Origin of the sequence: Shewanella scandinavica, from assembly GCF_031932065.1 — a bacterium.
Classification (GTDB): domain Bacteria; phylum Pseudomonadota; class Gammaproteobacteria; order Enterobacterales; family Shewanellaceae; genus Shewanella; species Shewanella baltica.
This window is the reverse complement of record NZ_JAUOES010000005.1, coordinates 107,450-123,852: the sequence shown is the minus strand read 5'-3', so window position 1 is coordinate 123,852 and position 16,403 is coordinate 107,450. Positions and strand designations below refer to the sequence as shown.

Here is a 16,403-nt window from a genome sequence, read left to right as displayed (position 1 = left end):
GGGGGAAGTGCGTCTGGATGGTATGATTGCGGCACTTTAATCGACCTATTCGGCCTGTGGATTGTGGCAAGTTCCTCAATCACAATGGCTAACATGAGAATGGATCTGAAAGCTATGTTATACAGTCAAACCCAAGCTAAATTGGCTCAGATTGCCCAAGCGCTGCAAGCGGCCGAGTTGTGGTCTGAGCAGGCGCCTTCTGCCGCAGCAATGGCAAGCACAGCGCCTTTTGCCTGTGATCTTATGCCCCTTGAGCAGTGGTTGCAGTTTATTTTACTGCCTAGAATGCAGACTTTAATCGAAACGGGTGCGCCATTGCCGACGCAAATTGCGATAGCCCCTATGGCTGAACATGTTTGGCAGGATATGCCTCCGCGCCAAGCTCTGATTGGCGTATTGAATGAATTGGATATGTTGTTAAATGAATCAAGATGATATCTGGCTTGAAACGCCTGAAAATGCACTGAATGCATCCCAAGAGGATGATTCAGAAGAGCAGGCGCCTGAGATTGAAATTCTTTATGAAGATGACCACTTAGTGGCAATTCATAAACCTGCAGGCTTATTGGTCCACCGCAGTTATTTAGCGCGTCGGGAGCGATTTTTTGCCATGCAGCTGACCCGCGACTTAGTCGGCTGTCATGTGTTCCCCGTACATCGTCTCGACAGGCCGACATCTGGCGTGCTCTTGTTTGCCAAGAGCAGCGAAGTGGCCAATGCACTGTGTGAGCAATTTGCTTCCCATACGATTGAAAAACAATATTTGGCTTTAGTGCGCGGTAATATGCATGAGAGTGGCATTTTAGACTATGCGCTTAAGGTTGAGTTGGATGAGTTGGGCGATAAGAATGCCGATCCTAACAAAGCCGCGCAGGAAGCTGTGACGGCTTATGAGCCATTACTCAATACTGAGATTCCGTATCCGTCAGGCCGATATCCCACTAGCCGATTTGCACTGGTACGCTTGAGCCCTAAAACGGGGCGTAAACATCAGCTCAGAAGACATATGGCGCATTTACGTCACCCTATTGTCGGTGATACCACCCATGGTGATGGTAAGCCAAATGCGTTTTTTCGCGAGCATTTTGGCATTAATCGCCTGTGGCTTATCGCGAAAAAGCTCAGCTTCACCCATCCTGTCACTCAAGTTCGACTCAGCATAGAAACCGAGCTCGAGCCTGAGTGGGAAACCGTGTTTGCCGAGCTAGGTTGGGACGAGGCGACCTTGAGTCAACAGGCTGAGTTGTTAATCGCCACGGATGAAATACCAGCTGGAAATGCGTAACTCATGACCTTAACTCAGACAATCTCAACTGAGACAATCTGGACATAATTGGCCGTCAGCCAAGTGAGTGGCATCAAAAGTCATTCGCTTGGCTTGGTTATTGACACTAAGCAATCGAATCAAAGTTGTTGAACCCATAACGGTCGAATCAACACTGTTTCATCAAAATGAGTCTTGCGGTTGTTAGTCGAGGCGTTGCGGAGTTTGTGCAGTTTGCGGACGCAGTTCTTGCATCATCACGGCTAAGGTTGAGAATCCAGAGGTAGACACAAGTGGTGATGTGAGATTTTGCTGGGCGGAGTGGAAATAGTTTTTACGTCGAATATGGGTTGTTTTGTGGTGTTGCTTGAGGTGTTTTTGGCGGGTGGACTGTCGCATCAGATATTTCCTCATGCTCAATGACTTGATTTATAAAAATTTTGCGCCTTAGCTTGCCCATCCGCTGAACAATAAAGTATGGTCAGCCTAATAAGGTTTGCAACGCGATGTGGAGTGTATCATGAAAAAGGTGAATCTGGTGTTTGGCACTGTCTATGGCAGTGCACAATTTGCCGCCGAAACCCTAGAGAAAGAAATGCAAGTTTTAGGTTATGATGTCACATTGTGGCAACCAAATGACGTCGCCAGCTTTATTCCTCCGCAGGATGAATTGTTAGTTGTGGTCACTTCTACGACGGGCCAAGGGGATTTACCCGAAGATATTCAGCCTTGGTATCATAATCTTAAAAATCTTGCACCCTATTTACCAGCGCTTAACTACAGTGTAATCGCACTGGGTGATTCAAGTTATGAAACCTTTTGCGGCGCCGGTAAGTCTATAGATGCGATTTTGAGTGAGCTTGGTGCTAAACCACTTGTAGAATTATTAGAAATCGATGCCTGTGAAACCATGGAACCTGAGGTTGAAGCGATAAAATGGCTAGAACGCTGGAATCAAGTCGTCAAGACCGAGCTCGTCGCTTAGGCAGTTTCGTTACTCAGCAATGGTTTAAATTTGCCCAGCGCTTAAGCCAAGCGCTGCTTATTCCTATTGCCATTTTGCCTGCAGCTGGGGTCATGCTCGGCTTAACCGTTAGTCCCATTCCTTTTATGCCCGAAGAGCTGACAGTGTTGATGTTGGCGGTGGGTAAACTCATTTTTGCCATCATGCCGATGTTATTTGCCGTAGCGGTCGCTATTGGCTTTTGCCGCGATCAAGGCATTGCCGCCTTTACGGCGGTGTTTGGTTATGGGGTGATGACGGCGACGTTAGCCGCGCTAGCTGATTTGTATCGACTCCCAACCCAGCCTCTATTGGGAATGGATACCTTAGATACTGGGATTGCGGGCGGCATGATGCTCGGCGGCATTACTTGTCTTGCGGTGCGCTGGAGTCAATATATACGCTTGCCTGCGATTTTCTCCTTCTTTGAGGGACGCCGCAGTGCATCTTTGTTGATCATTCCCCTAGCGATGGGCTTAGGTTATGTGCTCGCCCATGTGTGGCCACCCTTAGCGCTATTGATTGAGCGGGTATCTGACTGGGCGGTTTATCAAAAACCGGCTATCGCCTTTGGCGTGTATGGTGCATTAGAGCGGTTACTTATTCCCCTTGGCTTGCACCATATTTGGAACGCACCTTTTTACTTAGAAGTGGGCCAATATCAGTTATTAGGGCATGAAGTCGTTCGTGGTGAGGTAGCGCGTTATTTAGCGGGCGATCCGCAGGCGGGAAACCTTGCCGGTGGTTATCTGATCAAAATGTGGGGATTACCTGCGGCGGCACTGGCTATGTGGCGCTGCGCCGATCCCTCTGAGCGTAATCGCGTGGCGGGCATTATGCTCTCGGCAGGGGCGGCCAGTTGGTTAACTGGGGTGACTGAACCTATCGAATTTGCCTTTATGTTTGTGGCGCCAATCCTATTTATCATTCACGCCTTACTTACTGGGCTCGCTTACTTTATCTGTATCATGCTCGATATTCACCACAGCATAGTGTTCTCCCAAGGGCTGGTGGACTTTACGCTGTTATTTCCATTGTCCCGTAATGCCAGCTGGTTTATTTTCCTCGGACCTTTGACCGCCATCATATATTACCTGTTGTTTAGGTTGAGTATTTTAGCCTTTAATTTGAAAACGCCCGGCAGGCTTGAGCATAACGACAGTAAAGGACCTAAAGAAAGTTTACGGGCGATTATCGCGGCGCTTGGTGGGCGTGACAATATTGTTGAGCTGAATGCCTGTTTGACTCGGTTACGCTTGAGCGTACATAAGCCAGAGTTAGTCAATAAGGTGCGTTTGAGTCAGTTGGGCGCTAAGGGCGTAATTGTGATGGGCAAAGGTGTGCAGGTGGTTTATGGCACTAAGGCCGAAACCTTGCGTAAGGTATTGCAGCGTTACTTAGATACTCGCCGCTAGGATTATATTTTTACAAAATTAACTGCTTAATTTTTACATTTTATTGATTCAAGCCTCTGAAATGTCATTTTTATTTTCGCATTATAAGATTTTCATGCTGTTCAGCACGATTTGCTATGGCAAACTCGATGTAGGGACAATATAGGAGAGCCAACTTTGCAACAAATGACTGAAACTCGCGGTAATACTTCGCCATCCATAGAACGTAAAATCTTACTGACGGATTGCGCCGATGCCCAAGGCCTCATCGCCAAAATCACCAGTGTTTGTTTTACCCATAAACTGAATATCATCAAAAACAGTGAGTTTGTGGATAATGCCCAAGGGCGTTTCTTTATGCGAACTGAGTTAGAGGGCATTTTTAACAGCGAACAGTTATTGCAGGATCTGCGCGACGTGCTGCCTGCTAAGAATCACATGACCTTAGTCAGCGCCGGCAAGAAACGCATTGTGGTGTTAGTGACAAAAGAGGCGCACTGTTTAGGCGATCTATTGATGAAAGCTTATTACGGCGGTTTAAGTGTCGAGATTGCCGCTGTGGTGGGCAACCATGATGCGCTGCGCGAACTGGCCGAAAAGTTTAACATTCCCTTTCATCTGGTGAGTCACGAAGGCTTAGACCGAATTCAGCACGAGCAAGCACTGTTAGCTGCGGTATCTCAATACGAACCCGATTATTTAGTCTTGGCTAAGTACATGCGGGTATTAACGCCTGATTTTGTGGCGCAATATCCTAATCGCATCATCAACATTCACCATTCTTTCTTACCAGCCTTTATCGGCGCAGCACCCTATCGCCAGGCTTGGGAGCGCGGGGTGAAAATTATCGGTGCGACGGCGCATTTTGTGAATAATTGCCTCGATGAAGGGCCGATCATCAAGCAAGACGTGATTCCCGTCGACCACAGTTATAGCGCCTTAGAAATGGCGCGTGCAGGGCGCGATGTTGAAAAGAGTGTGCTGAGCAAAGCGCTGCAGTTGGTGCTTAACGAGCAAGTGGTCGTGTACGGTAATAAAACGATCGTTTTCTAATACGCAGGCAGTCGCGCTAAGGTTATGGTAAGTGTTGCGATATCATTGCATTCAGCTCGGTCCATTTTAATCAGCTATCATTATGTTTATTGGAGATTTTATAGTGCTCACATTCGGGCGAATATCACGCTTAAGCGTGTCGCCCATGCTCTAGTCTAAGATCGGAGTGCAGGATGCCAACCAGTCAAAGCCTTATTGTTGGAATGAAAGATTTACCCGATAGTTTGAATTTATCTTGGGCACAGCTTGATGAGCAATTTCGCGTGCTACGGATGAGCCAAGCCTTTTACCGGCGTTGTAAACGTTCGGCTGCGCAAATCATTAATCAACCCATCAGCCAATTGTTTAGTGCCTTTAATGCCGAGTTGTGCGCCGATATTGTAAGGCGTCGTGGGCAAGAGCTTGGTTTTCAACTCCAAGATCATCGAGGTATACGTGTGCATCTTGCGCTGCATTCTTTGCCTGAAATGGGATGGTACTTGATTCTATCCGACATCAATTTTGAAGATCCGCAGATGAAGGAGCTGCATTCGGATTATCGCCGAGCGATTCAAGCCAGCGATGCTTGGCTGCAACACATTGAAGATGTGATTAAATCCTCCCAAGAAGAAGTGTTTAAAGTTGCCGTCTCCAAGGCGATGTCGCTTACGGGCAGTCGATATGGGTTTATTCTGCTGCATAACGAAAAGTCAAAAACACTCACGCTCGCGGCACGTTCAGACTATCCTCCCGCCGAGGTGAATCAAGCCGATTTCATCGAAGATAATACCCAAGTGTCTGAACTTGAAAGCCGCGTATGGCTCGAATGCGTGCGAGATTATAAGCCGATTATCCAAAATCAAACCGACTCCCAAAGGCGCTTAGGGGATTTGCCCTTAGATAAACTGTTACTTGCAGGGCGTTATTTGGCGGTGCCGATTTTGTTTCGCAGCCGCTTGGTCGGCATAGTGTGCGTGGTCGATCGTAACGAGCCCTATAGTCGCAATGATGCAAGATCATTACTCACCTTCGCCAGCATCCTATGGCACACCATCGAACTGCCGCGCACATTACGGGCTGTCTCTCGCCAGTCCAAAATCATTAAATCGCAAAAAGAGCAGTTATCTCAGTCGTTAACCCAGCTTATTAGTGCCATTTCTGAGGCATTGGAACTAAAAGATGCCTATACCGCAGGGCATCAAAAGTCGGTGGCGCAATTAAGTTATTTGATTGGTGAGAAATTAGGCTTAGATCCACTGCGTCTCGAAGGACTGAAAATTGGTGCCTTAGTCCATGATATCGGCAAGTTGGCCATTCCATCGCAGATCTTGACCAAACCTTCGAAGCTTTCGAAAGAAGAATACGCATTAATACAGACCCATCCACTCCATGGCGCTGAAATTATTGAGGATGTGGAGTTTCCTTGGCCCATCAAAGAGATGATTTTACAGCATCATGAGCGGCTCGATGGTTCAGGTTATCCCGCGGGGTTAAAGGATAAAGCCATTCTCTATGAGGCGAAAATTATTGCCGTAGCCGATGTTGCCGATTCGATATTATCCCACAGGCCCTATCGTCCATCTTTGGGGCTGGAGAAAATGACCGAAGTGCTGCGTGCGGGTAAAGGGACACTGTTTGATCCTGAGATAGTCGAAACCTGTTTAGAGATTTTGATTAATCGTGAGTTGAGTATTAGCGACCATATCGGCGCTGCGCCGCTTGAACCTCTAGTAACGATTTCCCTCGACCATGAGTTAGTCGACGTTAAGCGTTTGCTTACCGCCGCTCACGCTAAGGTGGCCGTGGTATTAGATGAGCAACATAAGATAATTGGCGTGATCACTCATCAATTGCTGGAGCATTGGTTTAGCCCATTACTTGGCACAGCGGCTGAGCGTGAGCAGGATAGGGCATCTTTACATAAAAAAGCCCATCAGATCATGCAGCATTCGGTGCCTACCATCAGTGAGGTGGCGACATCGGAAGATGCCTTATTGCAGTTGAATCTTTTGGATTCAGAATATCTTGTGGTGATAAACAAAGCACAGCAGCCATTGGGGATTATCGGCTGGCGGGCCATTGCCATGACAAGAAACGCTTTTCGCGAAGTTGAGAGATTGATTTAAGTGCTTTATGAAACACTTTATTTTTAATCCTGATAATAACAGCGCAACCGTAGGCTAAATGATGCCGACAATAAAAAAGATGCCCTCGGGCATCTTTTTTATGGAACTCATGTTATCGAACGAATACTGTTAATCAACAATACGCAGTAATTCGTTGATACCCACTTTACCGCGGGTTTTTGCATCCACTTTCTTAACGATAATGGCGGCATAGAGGCTGTACTTGCCACAGGCAGAGGGCAGATTGCCAGAAACGACAACGGAACCTGCTGGTACACGACCATAATGCACTTCACCAGTTTCGCGATCATAAATTCGAGTGCTTTGGCCGATATACACGCCCATAGAAATCACTGAGCCTTCTTCAACTACCACGCCTTCAACAATCTCAGAACGTGCACCGATAAAGCAGTTATCTTCGATGATGGTTGGGCCCGCTTGCAATGGCTCAAGTACGCCACCAATACCCACGCCGCCAGATAAATGCACGTTTTTACCGATTTGTGCACATGAGCCAACGGTCGCCCAAGTGTCAACCATAGTGCCTTCATCAACATAGGCGCCTAAGTTCACATAGGATGGCATCAACACGGTATTTTTACCGATGAATGAGCCTTTACGCACTGTAGCCGAAGGCACCACGCGAATGGCTTCCGCTTTAAAGCGAGCTTCATCATATTCGGCAAATTTTAACGGCACTTTGTCGAAGTATTTGGTTTCGGCGCCATCGATAACCACGTTATCGAAAATACGGAAGGACAGTAATACCGCCTTTTTCAGCCATTGGTGTACATGCCATTGTCCGTCGATTTTCTCGGCGACACGGACTTCACCTTTGTCGAGCATATTGATGACATTTTGCACATCGTCACGCACGCTGGCGTCAACTGTGCTTGGCGTGATGTCGGCGCGAGCTTCAAAAGCCGCCTCAATACGTTGGCGTAAAGCCTCCATTTACTTCTCCCACTGGTCTCGTTAATTAACTGATTCGATATTCTTTGCACTCAAGGCACTGATTAAAGCGTCCCTGAGGGTATTCTCTTGGGTTTCGTTAAGCTGCAGGCCATCGTTGGTTTGCAGCATAAAAAAGTCTTCGGCTCGCTCACCAATGGTGGTGATCTTGGCCGCGAGTAACGTCGTGTTGCAACGGTAAAAGATATCCCCGACTTTTGCCAGTAATCCTGGCGAATCTAAGGCGATAAGCTCCATCATACTTGTACCATGACGACTGCTTTCGAGGAAACTCACTTGTGTCGGAACATTAAAAGGTTTCATCTTGCGCGACAGTTTTCTAAAGCGTGGCAGTTTTGGACTGTCGCTCGACAGGGCTTTTTCGAGCGCCTTACGGATACTTTGAATACGTGACAGCTGGCTAACGGGCGCGCCATCTTGCTCTAAGATCACAAAGGTATCGAGGGCATAATTATCTTTTGACGTCATGATGTTGGCATCATGGACGTTGATATTTTTATTGTCGAGTACCGCCATCACAGTTGCGAACAATTTAGGTCTGTCTTGGCAATAGACAAAAAGCTCAGTGCCACCACGGGTGGTGTGTTTGGACACTAAGACTAAGGGCTCATCCTGTTGTTTATGCTTTAAAATCGCTTCGGCGTGCCACGCGACTTGATTGGGCTGGTGGCGTAAAAAGTAATCTGCCTTGAAACGTTGCCACAGGGTATCGAGATCTTTCTCTTTCAGTCCACGGCGCAGCAGTTCTTTTTTCGCCTTGGCTTGGTATTCACGTACTCTGGCACGAATGTCGACGGGTTTTTCTTTACCGCGGGCGAGTACCCTTTGGGTCGAAAAGTACAAGTCACGCAGCAGTGAGCCTTTCCAGTTGTTCCAGGTTTTTTCATTGGTGGCGCAGATATCGGCCACGGTTAAGCAGTACAGATAACTTAAATGCACGGCATCGCGGACTTTATTAGCAAAATCGGCCACCACATCGGGGTCGGAAATATCGCGGCGCTGGGCGGTGACAGACATCACCAGATGATTCTCGACCAGCCAAGCGACTAAACGGCCATCGTGATCGTTTAACCCGTGCAGCTTACAAAAGGCGAGGGCGTCGCTTGAGCCCAATTTACTGTGATCGCCGCCGCGACCTTTGGCAATATCGTGGAAGATCGCGCCTAATACCAGTAAGCCCTTTTTCGGCAGTTGGTTGATGAGAATCGAGCCTAAGGGAAATTCTTCTTTTTGTTCGGGCTGGGAGAATCGTTCGATATTGAGCAGCAATCTGTGAGTATGTTCATCGACTGTGTAGGCGTGGAATAGGTCAAACTGCATCTGGCCTTCAATATTTCGCCATGCGGGTAAATAGGCCGATAACACACCGTGTTTATGCATTAACGAGAGGGCAACAATGCCGCGAGGGTGGCGCAGAATTTCCATAAAGGCTTGGCGACAGAGCGGATTTTCTTGCAGCGCTTGCGGCTGAGCACGCCTTGCACGGCGCAGTGAACGCAGTGTTGGCGCGTAAATGCCTTTGATGTTGGAGTTTTTAGCGACCAACAAAAACAGCCGGACAATTTCTTCGCCGCTATCGAACAGATCATCGCTGAGCGCTTCAATAAAGGTGCCACGGCGCTGGTAGTGTTTGTCTATCGATTGAATTTCTAAGGCTTTTGTGTGCCCCAATGTTGCCCGTTTAAATAGCTGCAGCAACATTTCGTTCAGCTCCATCACTCGGCGTACCGTGCGATAGTAGCGTTTCATCATCTGCTCAACAGCAAGCTGGGTGGCGTCTTCATACCCCATAAGTTCAGCAACTTGGCGTTGTACATCAAAGAGTAAGCGATTTTCATCGCGCCCCACCACCATGTGCAGGGCAAAGCGCAGCTTCCATAAAAAGTGCTGACATTCGAGCAATTCTTCTAATTCACCTTGCTCTAAAAAGGCGTATTGGACTAATTCTTCGAGGCGAGCGGCGCCAAAGTGACGCATGGCCACCCAAGCAATGGTTTGAATATCCCTAAGGCCACCGGGACAACTCTTGATATTGGGTTCTAAATCGAAGGCACTGGCTCTGGCATGGCGAGCATTTTGTTCGTCACGCTTAGCGATAAAGAAGTCGCTTGAGGTCCAAAAGTCACTCTGACGAATGGCATCGTAAAGTTGGTCGAATAAAAACTCGGGCCCTTCGAGCAGTCGTGCCTCTAACAGGTTAGTGGCTATGGTGATGTCTTCACGGCCGAGAGTAATAGTGTCGTTTAACGTACGGACACTGTGGCCGATTTCGAGATTAGCATCCCACAGAAAGGCAATAAACTGACTGAGTGCCGCTTCGGCGGCGGGTGACAAGATATCATTAAACAGGAACAGCAAGTCGACATCTGAGTGGGGATGCAGCTCCCCACGGCCATAGCCGCCTACGGCAATCAGGGAAATATCAAATTCCCTTAGACCGTGCTGTTCCCAAGCTTGCTTTACAAGGGTATCGACAAATTGACAGCGCTGCGTGACTAGCTCTTCAATCGGGGTTTTAGCCTTGAAACTGGCTAAAAGAGTCTGATTCTGTTCGATTAATGATTGTTTAGCGAGCAGAGCTATATTCATCGAGTCCCTTGTTTTTATGCTTGTTAGTTTGGCCTATCGCTCGTGATTGATGATACGCGGGAAATCTTCATCCTCACGCAGAGTCAGTACTTCAACCCCTTTTTCTGTTACCAGAAGAGTGTGTTCCCACTGGGCAGAGTTTTTTCCATCGGAGGTGGTAACCGTCCACTTATCATCACGATCGAGTATGGTCGTGTGGCGACCGGCATTGATCATAGGTTCAATGGTGAAACACATGCCTGGGCGTAATACTGTGTTATCGCCGTTACGGTAGTGCATGACCTGAGGTTCTTCATGGAAACCCGAGCCAATACCGTGGCCACAATAATCTTGCACGATGGAATATTTCTCAAGGCCTGTTTTGCTTGCTTTGATGAATTTTTCGATAGTATTGCCAATTTCACCCAGTTTTAAACCTGGACGCACCTTGCGAATGGCTAAATACAGGCTTTCTTGCGCGATGCGGCACAGGCGTTTGTCCTTAGCGCTCACTTCACCAATTAAAAACATCATCGAAGTATCACCGTGATAGCCGTCTTTAATCACTGTGATGTCGATATTGAGAATATCGCCTTCTTTCAATGGTGGGTTATCGTTCGGAATACCGTGGCAAATCACATTGTTTACTGAAGTACAAATGGACTTAGGAAAACCATGGTAGTTAAGCGGCGCCGAAATCGCACCTTGCTCTTCGGTATATTTGGCGCAGAGATCATTGAGTTCATTGGTGGTCACGCCCGGCTTAACATACGGGGCGATCATTTCTAATACCTGTGCGGCAAGTTTGCCCGCAGCACGCATTTTTTCAATTTCTTCAGCTGTCTTGATGACTATACTCATTGCGTTTTCTCTTGTGTCTTTAATGTCTGTTGGCCACGCAACCTAATGCAAAAATTTGTGCTTTAGGGCTATTTATGGTATAAAGCGCGCCGTTATGTTTAAGTCTTGATGAATTGCCTAAGCCAGCATTTGCTCTGTTTAGATACTTGCAAGACTAAAGATGGCGGCCATTATACATGGCTATTTGTCTAAATACTAAATCACACACGTGTCGACACATTCTTCGGGGTGCCCTCAGCTGTTAACTGCGGGGTCGAAGACATGGGATACGTGGAGGTCTAACCCCCTAAATTTTAAGGTAATAGAAATGACTACAGTTTCAATGCGCGATATGCTTCAGGCCGGTGTCCACTTCGGTCACCAAACCCGTTACTGGAACCCAAAAATGAAGCCATTCATTTTCGGTGCTCGCAACGGTGTTCACATCATCAACCTTGAGCATACTGTGCCAATGTTCAATGAAGCGCTGGCTTTCATCAGCAACGTAGCTTCAAAGAAAGGTAAAGTATTATTCGTTGGTACTAAACGTGCTGCTGGCGAAGCGATCAAAGAAGCTGCTCTGTCTTGTGACCAGTACTATGTTGATCACCGCTGGTTAGGCGGTATGCTGACTAACTGGAAAACCGTTCGTCAGTCAATCAAACGTCTGAAAGAACTGGAAAGCCAATCAGTAGATGGTACTTTCGACAAGCTGACCAAGAAAGAAGCGCTGATGCGTACTCGTGAGCTTGAAAAGCTGGAAAAATCTTTAGGTGGTATTAAAAATATGGGCGGCCTGCCAGACGTATTATTCGTCATCGGTGCTGACCATGAGCATATCGCTATTAAAGAAGCTAACAACCTGGGTATCCCTGTTGTTGCAGTTGTTGATACTAACTCTGCGCCAGATGGTGTTAACTACATCGTTCCTGGTAACGACGACGCTATGCGTGCTATCCGCCTGTACACTACTTCTGTTGCTGCTGCTGCTAAAGCTGGCCGTGGTCAAGATTTGGCTGTTCAAGCTGAGCAAGACGGTTTCGTAGAAGCCGAATAATAATAAGGCGGGATGAGTTTCATCACCCTTATTAACCAAGATTTTTGATTGGTTAACAGGGGCCATTCGGCCCCTGTTTTATATCTGCAAATTAGTCGATTTTTTATAGAGGATTTAACAATGGCAATTACTGCTGCCCAAGTTAAAGAACTGCGCGACCGTACTGGCGCAGGCATGATGGATTGTAAAAACGCTCTGACAGAAGCTAACGGCGACATGGAGTTAGCGATTGACAACATGCGTAAGTCTGGCGCTGCTAAAGCGGCTAAAAAAGCGGGTAACATCGCTGCTGACGGTACTATTTTAATCAAGAATGGCGAAGGTTTCGCTGCTCTGTTAGAAGTTAACTGTCAAACTGACTTCGTTGCTAAAGATTCTAACTTCTTAGGCTTCGCAAACGCAGTGTTAGATGTTGCTGCAGCATCTAAAGTGACACTTGAAGATTTAAAAGCACAGTTCGAAGATGCACGTGTTGCTCTGGTAACTAAAATCGGTGAGAACATCAACATTCGTCGTGTTGAGTACATCGATGGTGCAAACCTGTCTTCATACCGTCACGGTGAGCGCATTGGTGTTGTTGTAGCCGGTGAAGCTGACGAAGAAACCCTAAAGCACATCGCAATGCACGTTGCTGCTTCTAAGCCTGAATTCGTTAATCCAGAAGATGTGCCTGCTGATCTTGTTGCAAGAGAGCAAGCACTGCAAATCGAAATCTCTATGAACGAAGGCAAATCTGCTGAGATCGCTGAGAAGATGGTTCTGGGTCGTATGAAGAAGTTCACCGGTGAGATTTCTCTGACTGGCCAAGCTTACATCATGGAACCAAAGAAAACTGTTGGCGAAGTTCTGAAAGAGAAAGGCGCTACAGTGACTAACTTCATTCGTTTAGAAGTTGGTGAAGGTATTGAGAAGAAAGAAGAAGATTTTGCAGCTGAAGTTGCTGCTCAAATCGCTGCTTCTAAAAAGGCTTAATCGCCAACGCTAAATACCCCCAAGACCGTGGCATTCGCTGCGGTCTTGTTATAACCAGGATAAAAATTATGAGCACCAATCCAAAACCCGCATTTAGACGCATTCTTCTTAAATTAAGTGGCGAAGCACTGATGGGCGACGAAGGCTTCGGCATCGACCCTAAAGTATTAGATCGCATGGCTCAGGAAGTGAAAGAGCTGGTTGAACTGGGTATTCAGGTGGGTGTGGTTATTGGTGGTGGCAATCTGTTTCGCGGTGAAGGCTTAGCAAAAGCTGGCATGAACCGTGTGGTGGGCGATCACATGGGTATGCTGGCAACGGTTATGAACGGCTTGGCAATGCGCGACGCCTTGCACCGTGCCTATGTTAATGCCCGTCTGATGTCAGCTATCCCGTTAAAGGGTGTGTGTGACGATTACAATTGGGCTGAAGCGATCAGCTTGCTAAAATCTGGCCGAGTGGTTATTTTTGCTGCCGGTACAGGTAATCCATTCTGCACGACCGATTCTGCTGCCTGTTTACGCGGCATTGAAATTGAAGCTGAAGTCGTGTTGAAAGGGACGAAAGTCGACGGTGTATACTCCGAAGACCCAATGAAAAACCCAGACGCCGTTAAGTATGATGAAGTCACTTATGCGGAAATTCTGGAAAAAGAATTAAAAGTAATGGACTTAGCAGCCTTTACTCTGGCGCGTGATCACGACATGCCTATTTTAGTCTTCAACATGAACAAGCCTGGCGCTCTTCGCCGCGTTATCATGGGTGAAGAGGAAGGCACGCTGATCAGAGCAAAAAAAGTTATTTAATGACCAAGAAGGACATTTAACGTGATTGAGAACATTAAGAAAGATGCGCAAGAACGCATGGGCAAATGTGTAGAAGCGACTAAAAACCAAATGGCGAAAGTACGTACAGGTCGTGCTCACCCAAGCCTGCTTGATTCAATTCAGGTTTCTTACTACGGTACTATGACACCACTGAACCAAGTGGCAAACGTCGGTGTTGAAGATTCACGCACTCTGTCTGTGACTGTATTCGATCGTAGTGCTATCCAAGCCGTTGAAAAGGCCATTATGAGCTCAGATTTAGGTCTGAACCCTATGTCTGCTGGCGCGACCTTGCGTATTCCATTACCCGCGCTGACCGAAGAGCGTCGTAAAGACTTCATCAAAGTGGTGCGTAACGAAGCCGAAAACGGTCGTATCGCTATCCGCAACGTACGTCGTGATGCCATTTCTGAAGTGAAAAAGCTTGAGAAAGCTAAAGAATGTACAGAAGATGACGTTCGTCGTAGCGAAGAAGAAGTACAAAAGTTCACCGATACTCACATTAAAAAGGTTGATGAGATTTTAGCAGCCAAAGAAATTGAGTTGATGGAAGTCTAATCTCAAGTTCGATAAGCTAGAGTTGATGCGCCGTGTAGGGGTATACTACACGGCGTTTGTCTATTTTAAAGGGCTGTATTAGATGTCATCCACAGTGGAACTTGATCCGCACCCTAGGACGAGTGAGAGTGATTTATACACTCAAACGACCTTGCCGGGACAATTACCCGAACTCGTGAAACAGTCGTTACCTAAGCATGTCGCCATTATTATGGATGGCAATGGGCGTTGGGCACAAACCCAAGGTAAGCCACGAGTGTTGGGGCATAAGGCCGGTGTTAAGGCCGTTAGAAGAGCCGTAAGCACGGCAAGCCAATTAGGTATTGAATCGCTAACGTTATTTGCATTTTCTAGCGAGAATTGGCGTAGACCTGATAAAGAAGTCAGCTTGCTGATGGAATTGTTTTTTACCGTATTACAGCGCGAAATTAAATTGCTGCATAAGAACCAGGTTAAGCTGAAGATTATTGGTGATATCAGCCGGTTTTCGGCGCGATTACAGAAGCAAATTGCTGCCGCGCAAGAGAAGACATCAGGCAATACAGGCTTAGTTTTGAATGTCGCCGCTAACTATGGTGGCCGTTGGGACATACTTCAAGCAGCCCAAAAATTAGCTGAAAAGGTTGAAACTGGCGAAATGACCAGCAGTCAGTTCACCGAAGAAGCCTTAAGTGCACATTTGTGCATGCAAAATCAGAGTGAAGTTGATTTAATGATCCGCACGGGCGGGGACTGTCGCATCAGCAATTTTGTGCTGTGGCAGGCGGCCTATGCAGAATTGGTGTTTACCGACACCCTTTGGCCTGATTTCGATGAACAGGCTTTTCATGAAGCGATTGCCATTTTTGCAAGTCGCCAGCGCCGCTTTGGTTTGACTGGAAGTCAGATTGATGAGATGCGTGCATTGTAAAACCTCATGAGGGATTTTTTTTGCTAAAACAACGAATAATAACAGCAATTTGGTTAGTTCCATTAGTTTTGGGGGCGATATTCTTGCTCCCTGCCAGCTACTTCGCTTGGGCTTTGGTCGGCGTCTTTCTCATTGCAGCAAAGGAATGGGGAAGAATTATCGATAATCAGTGTGACGTCACCCAGTGGAGTTTCACCTGTACGGTCGGTATCTTGTTGGTGGCACTGAATCTGATTGTGCCCATCGATGCGGTTTGGTTAAGCCATCAATTACACCCTATCTATTTAGCCATTCTCTATATTGGCGCACTTTGGTGGTTAGCCTCACTATTATTAGTGGTGACTTATCCGAAAAGCGCTAAGTTCTGGCAAAAAAATCCTATGTTTAAGTCCATGTTTGGACAGTTAACCTTAATCCCTTGCTTTGTCGCTCTTATCGCGCTCAAATCTATTGGTTCACAAGCTTCGCCTTATTTTGGCCCAGTATTGGTATTATTGGTGATGTTGATTGTGTGGGCTGCCGATTCTGGCGCTTACTTTGTTGGTAAGGCGATAGGTAAAACCAAACTAATGCCCGCGGTGAGCCCAGCGAAAACGCTTGAAGGCCTACTCGGTGGTTTAGCTACCACCATGATAGTGGTTGCGATTGTGATGTATTATTCGCCTGAGCAAGAACTGGGCTTAGTTGTGGCCGTGACCTTATTTGTTGCCTTAGTGTCAGCACTGGGTGATTTATCTGAAAGTATGTTTAAGCGTGCGGCCTGTATCAAAGATTCTGGCACCATTTTGCCAGGTCACGGCGGCGTGCTAGACCGCATCGACAGCCTGACCGCAGCCTTGCCGGTGTTTACCCTGATCTACATTGCATTCTGGATGTAACG

Annotated in this window: 16 protein-coding genes; 12 read left to right on the top strand and 4 right to left on the bottom strand. The window is 47.1% G+C overall.

Annotated elements, in window-relative coordinates:
• The first annotated feature begins 114 nt into the window (after nt 1-114).
• The gene (locus Q4Q50_RS05655) at nt 115-435 is read left to right on the top strand and encodes a YqcC family protein (protein WP_107402275.1); all 321 of its coding nucleotides are present in this window, start codon (nt 115-117) and stop codon (nt 433-435) included.
• Complete coding sequence (gene truC, locus Q4Q50_RS05650) at nt 422-1,285, top strand: tRNA pseudouridine(65) synthase TruC (protein WP_311898763.1); 864 nt, start codon at nt 422-424, stop codon at nt 1,283-1,285. The genes Q4Q50_RS05655 and truC overlap by 14 nt, the downstream gene beginning before the upstream one ends.
• A 183-nt stretch (nt 1,286-1,468) precedes the next feature.
• On the opposite strand, the gene Q4Q50_RS05645 is transcribed toward truC, so the two are convergent.
• Nucleotides 1,469-1,663: a hypothetical protein gene (locus Q4Q50_RS05645; RefSeq protein ID WP_106650014.1), complete on the bottom strand. Its 195-nt coding sequence runs from the start codon at nt 1,661-1,663 to the stop codon at nt 1,469-1,471.
• 121 nt (nt 1,664-1,784) lie between these two features.
• On the opposite strand from Q4Q50_RS05645, the gene Q4Q50_RS05640 reads away from it, so the two are divergent.
• The 4 genes from Q4Q50_RS05640 to Q4Q50_RS05625 all read left to right on the top strand — a co-directional run bounded on the left by Q4Q50_RS05640 (nt 1,785) and on the right by Q4Q50_RS05625 (nt 6,819).
• Nucleotides 1,785-2,249: a flavodoxin gene (locus tag Q4Q50_RS05640; protein ID WP_311898762.1), complete on the top strand. Its 465-nt coding sequence runs from the start codon at nt 1,785-1,787 to the stop codon at nt 2,247-2,249.
• A complete protein-coding gene (locus tag Q4Q50_RS05635; RefSeq protein ID WP_311898760.1) occupies nt 2,201-3,682 on the top strand; it encodes a PTS transporter subunit EIIC in 1,482 nt (493 codons plus the stop codon). Before Q4Q50_RS05640 ends, Q4Q50_RS05635 begins: the two co-directional genes overlap by 49 nt.
• Before the next feature lie 165 nt (nt 3,683-3,847).
• The gene (gene purU / locus Q4Q50_RS05630; RefSeq protein WP_012088721.1) at nt 3,848-4,714 is read left to right on the top strand and encodes a formyltetrahydrofolate deformylase; all 867 of its coding nucleotides are present in this window, start codon (nt 3,848-3,850) and stop codon (nt 4,712-4,714) included.
• Nucleotides 4,715-4,887: 173 nt separating this feature from the next.
• A complete protein-coding gene (locus Q4Q50_RS05625) occupies nt 4,888-6,819 on the top strand; it encodes an HD domain-containing phosphohydrolase (protein ID WP_311898759.1) in 1,932 nt (643 codons plus the stop codon).
• 129 nt (nt 6,820-6,948) lie between these two features.
• Here the strand turns inward: Q4Q50_RS05625 and dapD are convergent, their stop codons facing one another.
• The 3 genes from dapD to map are packed head-to-tail and all read right to left on the bottom strand — an operon-like array spanning nt 6,949 to nt 11,244.
• Nucleotides 6,949-7,773 (bottom strand): 2,3,4,5-tetrahydropyridine-2,6-dicarboxylate N-succinyltransferase, encoded by an 825-nt coding sequence (dapD, locus tag Q4Q50_RS05620; protein WP_006080976.1) that lies wholly within the window; start codon nt 7,771-7,773, stop codon nt 6,949-6,951.
• 21 nt (nt 7,774-7,794) lie between these two features.
• Complete coding sequence (glnD, locus tag Q4Q50_RS05615; protein ID WP_311898757.1) at nt 7,795-10,380, bottom strand: bifunctional uridylyltransferase/uridylyl-removing protein GlnD; 2,586 nt, start codon at nt 10,378-10,380, stop codon at nt 7,795-7,797.
• 33 nt (nt 10,381-10,413) lie between these two features.
• Nucleotides 10,414-11,244: a type I methionyl aminopeptidase gene (gene map, locus Q4Q50_RS05610; protein ID WP_281422414.1), complete on the bottom strand. Its 831-nt coding sequence runs from the start codon at nt 11,242-11,244 to the stop codon at nt 10,414-10,416.
• A 283-nt stretch (nt 11,245-11,527) separates the two neighbouring features.
• Between map and rpsB the strand changes: the two genes are divergently transcribed.
• From rpsB to Q4Q50_RS05580, 6 genes are all read left to right on the top strand, one after another.
• Nucleotides 11,528-12,256 carry a 30S ribosomal protein S2 gene (rpsB, locus tag Q4Q50_RS05605; protein WP_037458301.1) on the top strand — a complete coding sequence of 243 codons (729 nt, stop codon included), beginning with the start codon at nt 11,528-11,530 and terminating at the stop codon, nt 12,254-12,256.
• A 120-nt stretch (nt 12,257-12,376) separates the two neighbouring features.
• Entirely contained in the window at nt 12,377-13,228 is an 852-nt protein-coding gene (gene tsf / locus Q4Q50_RS05600) for a translation elongation factor Ts (RefSeq protein ID WP_106650020.1), read from the top strand.
• 68 nt (nt 13,229-13,296) lie between these two features.
• Entirely contained in the window at nt 13,297-14,034 is a 738-nt protein-coding gene (pyrH, locus tag Q4Q50_RS05595) for a UMP kinase (RefSeq protein ID WP_106650021.1), read from the top strand.
• Nucleotides 14,035-14,055: 21 nt separating this feature from the next.
• The gene (frr, locus tag Q4Q50_RS05590; protein ID WP_311898755.1) at nt 14,056-14,613 is read left to right on the top strand and encodes a ribosome recycling factor; all 558 of its coding nucleotides are present in this window, start codon (nt 14,056-14,058) and stop codon (nt 14,611-14,613) included.
• Nucleotides 14,614-14,695: 82 nt separating this feature from the next.
• Complete coding sequence (uppS, locus tag Q4Q50_RS05585) at nt 14,696-15,523, top strand: polyprenyl diphosphate synthase (RefSeq protein ID WP_106650023.1); 828 nt, start codon at nt 14,696-14,698, stop codon at nt 15,521-15,523.
• A 20-nt stretch (nt 15,524-15,543) separates the two neighbouring features.
• The gene (locus tag Q4Q50_RS05580; protein WP_106650024.1) at nt 15,544-16,401 is read left to right on the top strand and encodes a phosphatidate cytidylyltransferase; all 858 of its coding nucleotides are present in this window, start codon (nt 15,544-15,546) and stop codon (nt 16,399-16,401) included.
• Nucleotides 16,402-16,403: the final 2 nt, after the last annotated feature.

Excerpts from the sequence above, each read along its gene's own strand:
- Q4Q50_RS05655 (WP_107402275.1), top strand. The coding sequence starts at position 115 with ATGTTATACAGTCAAACCCAAGCTAAATTGGCTCAGATTGCCCAAGCG.
- truC (WP_311898763.1), top strand. The coding sequence starts at position 422 with ATGAATCAAGATGATATCTGGCTTGAAACGCCTGAAAATGCACTGAAT.
- Q4Q50_RS05645 (WP_106650014.1), bottom strand. The coding sequence starts at position 1,663 with ATGCGACAGTCCACCCGCCAAAAACACCTCAAGCAACACCACAAAACA.
- Q4Q50_RS05640 (WP_311898762.1), top strand. The coding sequence starts at position 1,785 with ATGAAAAAGGTGAATCTGGTGTTTGGCACTGTCTATGGCAGTGCACAA.
- Q4Q50_RS05635 (WP_311898760.1), top strand. The coding sequence starts at position 2,201 with ATGGCTAGAACGCTGGAATCAAGTCGTCAAGACCGAGCTCGTCGCTTA.
- purU (WP_012088721.1), top strand. The coding sequence starts at position 3,848 with ATGACTGAAACTCGCGGTAATACTTCGCCATCCATAGAACGTAAAATC.
- Q4Q50_RS05625 (WP_311898759.1), top strand. The coding sequence starts at position 4,888 with ATGCCAACCAGTCAAAGCCTTATTGTTGGAATGAAAGATTTACCCGAT.
- dapD (WP_006080976.1), bottom strand. The coding sequence starts at position 7,773 with ATGGAGGCTTTACGCCAACGTATTGAGGCGGCTTTTGAAGCTCGCGCC.
- glnD (WP_311898757.1), bottom strand. The coding sequence starts at position 10,380 with ATGAATATAGCTCTGCTCGCTAAACAATCATTAATCGAACAGAATCAG.
- rpsB (WP_037458301.1), top strand. The coding sequence starts at position 11,528 with ATGACTACAGTTTCAATGCGCGATATGCTTCAGGCCGGTGTCCACTTC.
- tsf (WP_106650020.1), top strand. The coding sequence starts at position 12,377 with ATGGCAATTACTGCTGCCCAAGTTAAAGAACTGCGCGACCGTACTGGC.
- pyrH (WP_106650021.1), top strand. The coding sequence starts at position 13,297 with ATGAGCACCAATCCAAAACCCGCATTTAGACGCATTCTTCTTAAATTA.
- uppS (WP_106650023.1), top strand. The coding sequence starts at position 14,696 with ATGTCATCCACAGTGGAACTTGATCCGCACCCTAGGACGAGTGAGAGT.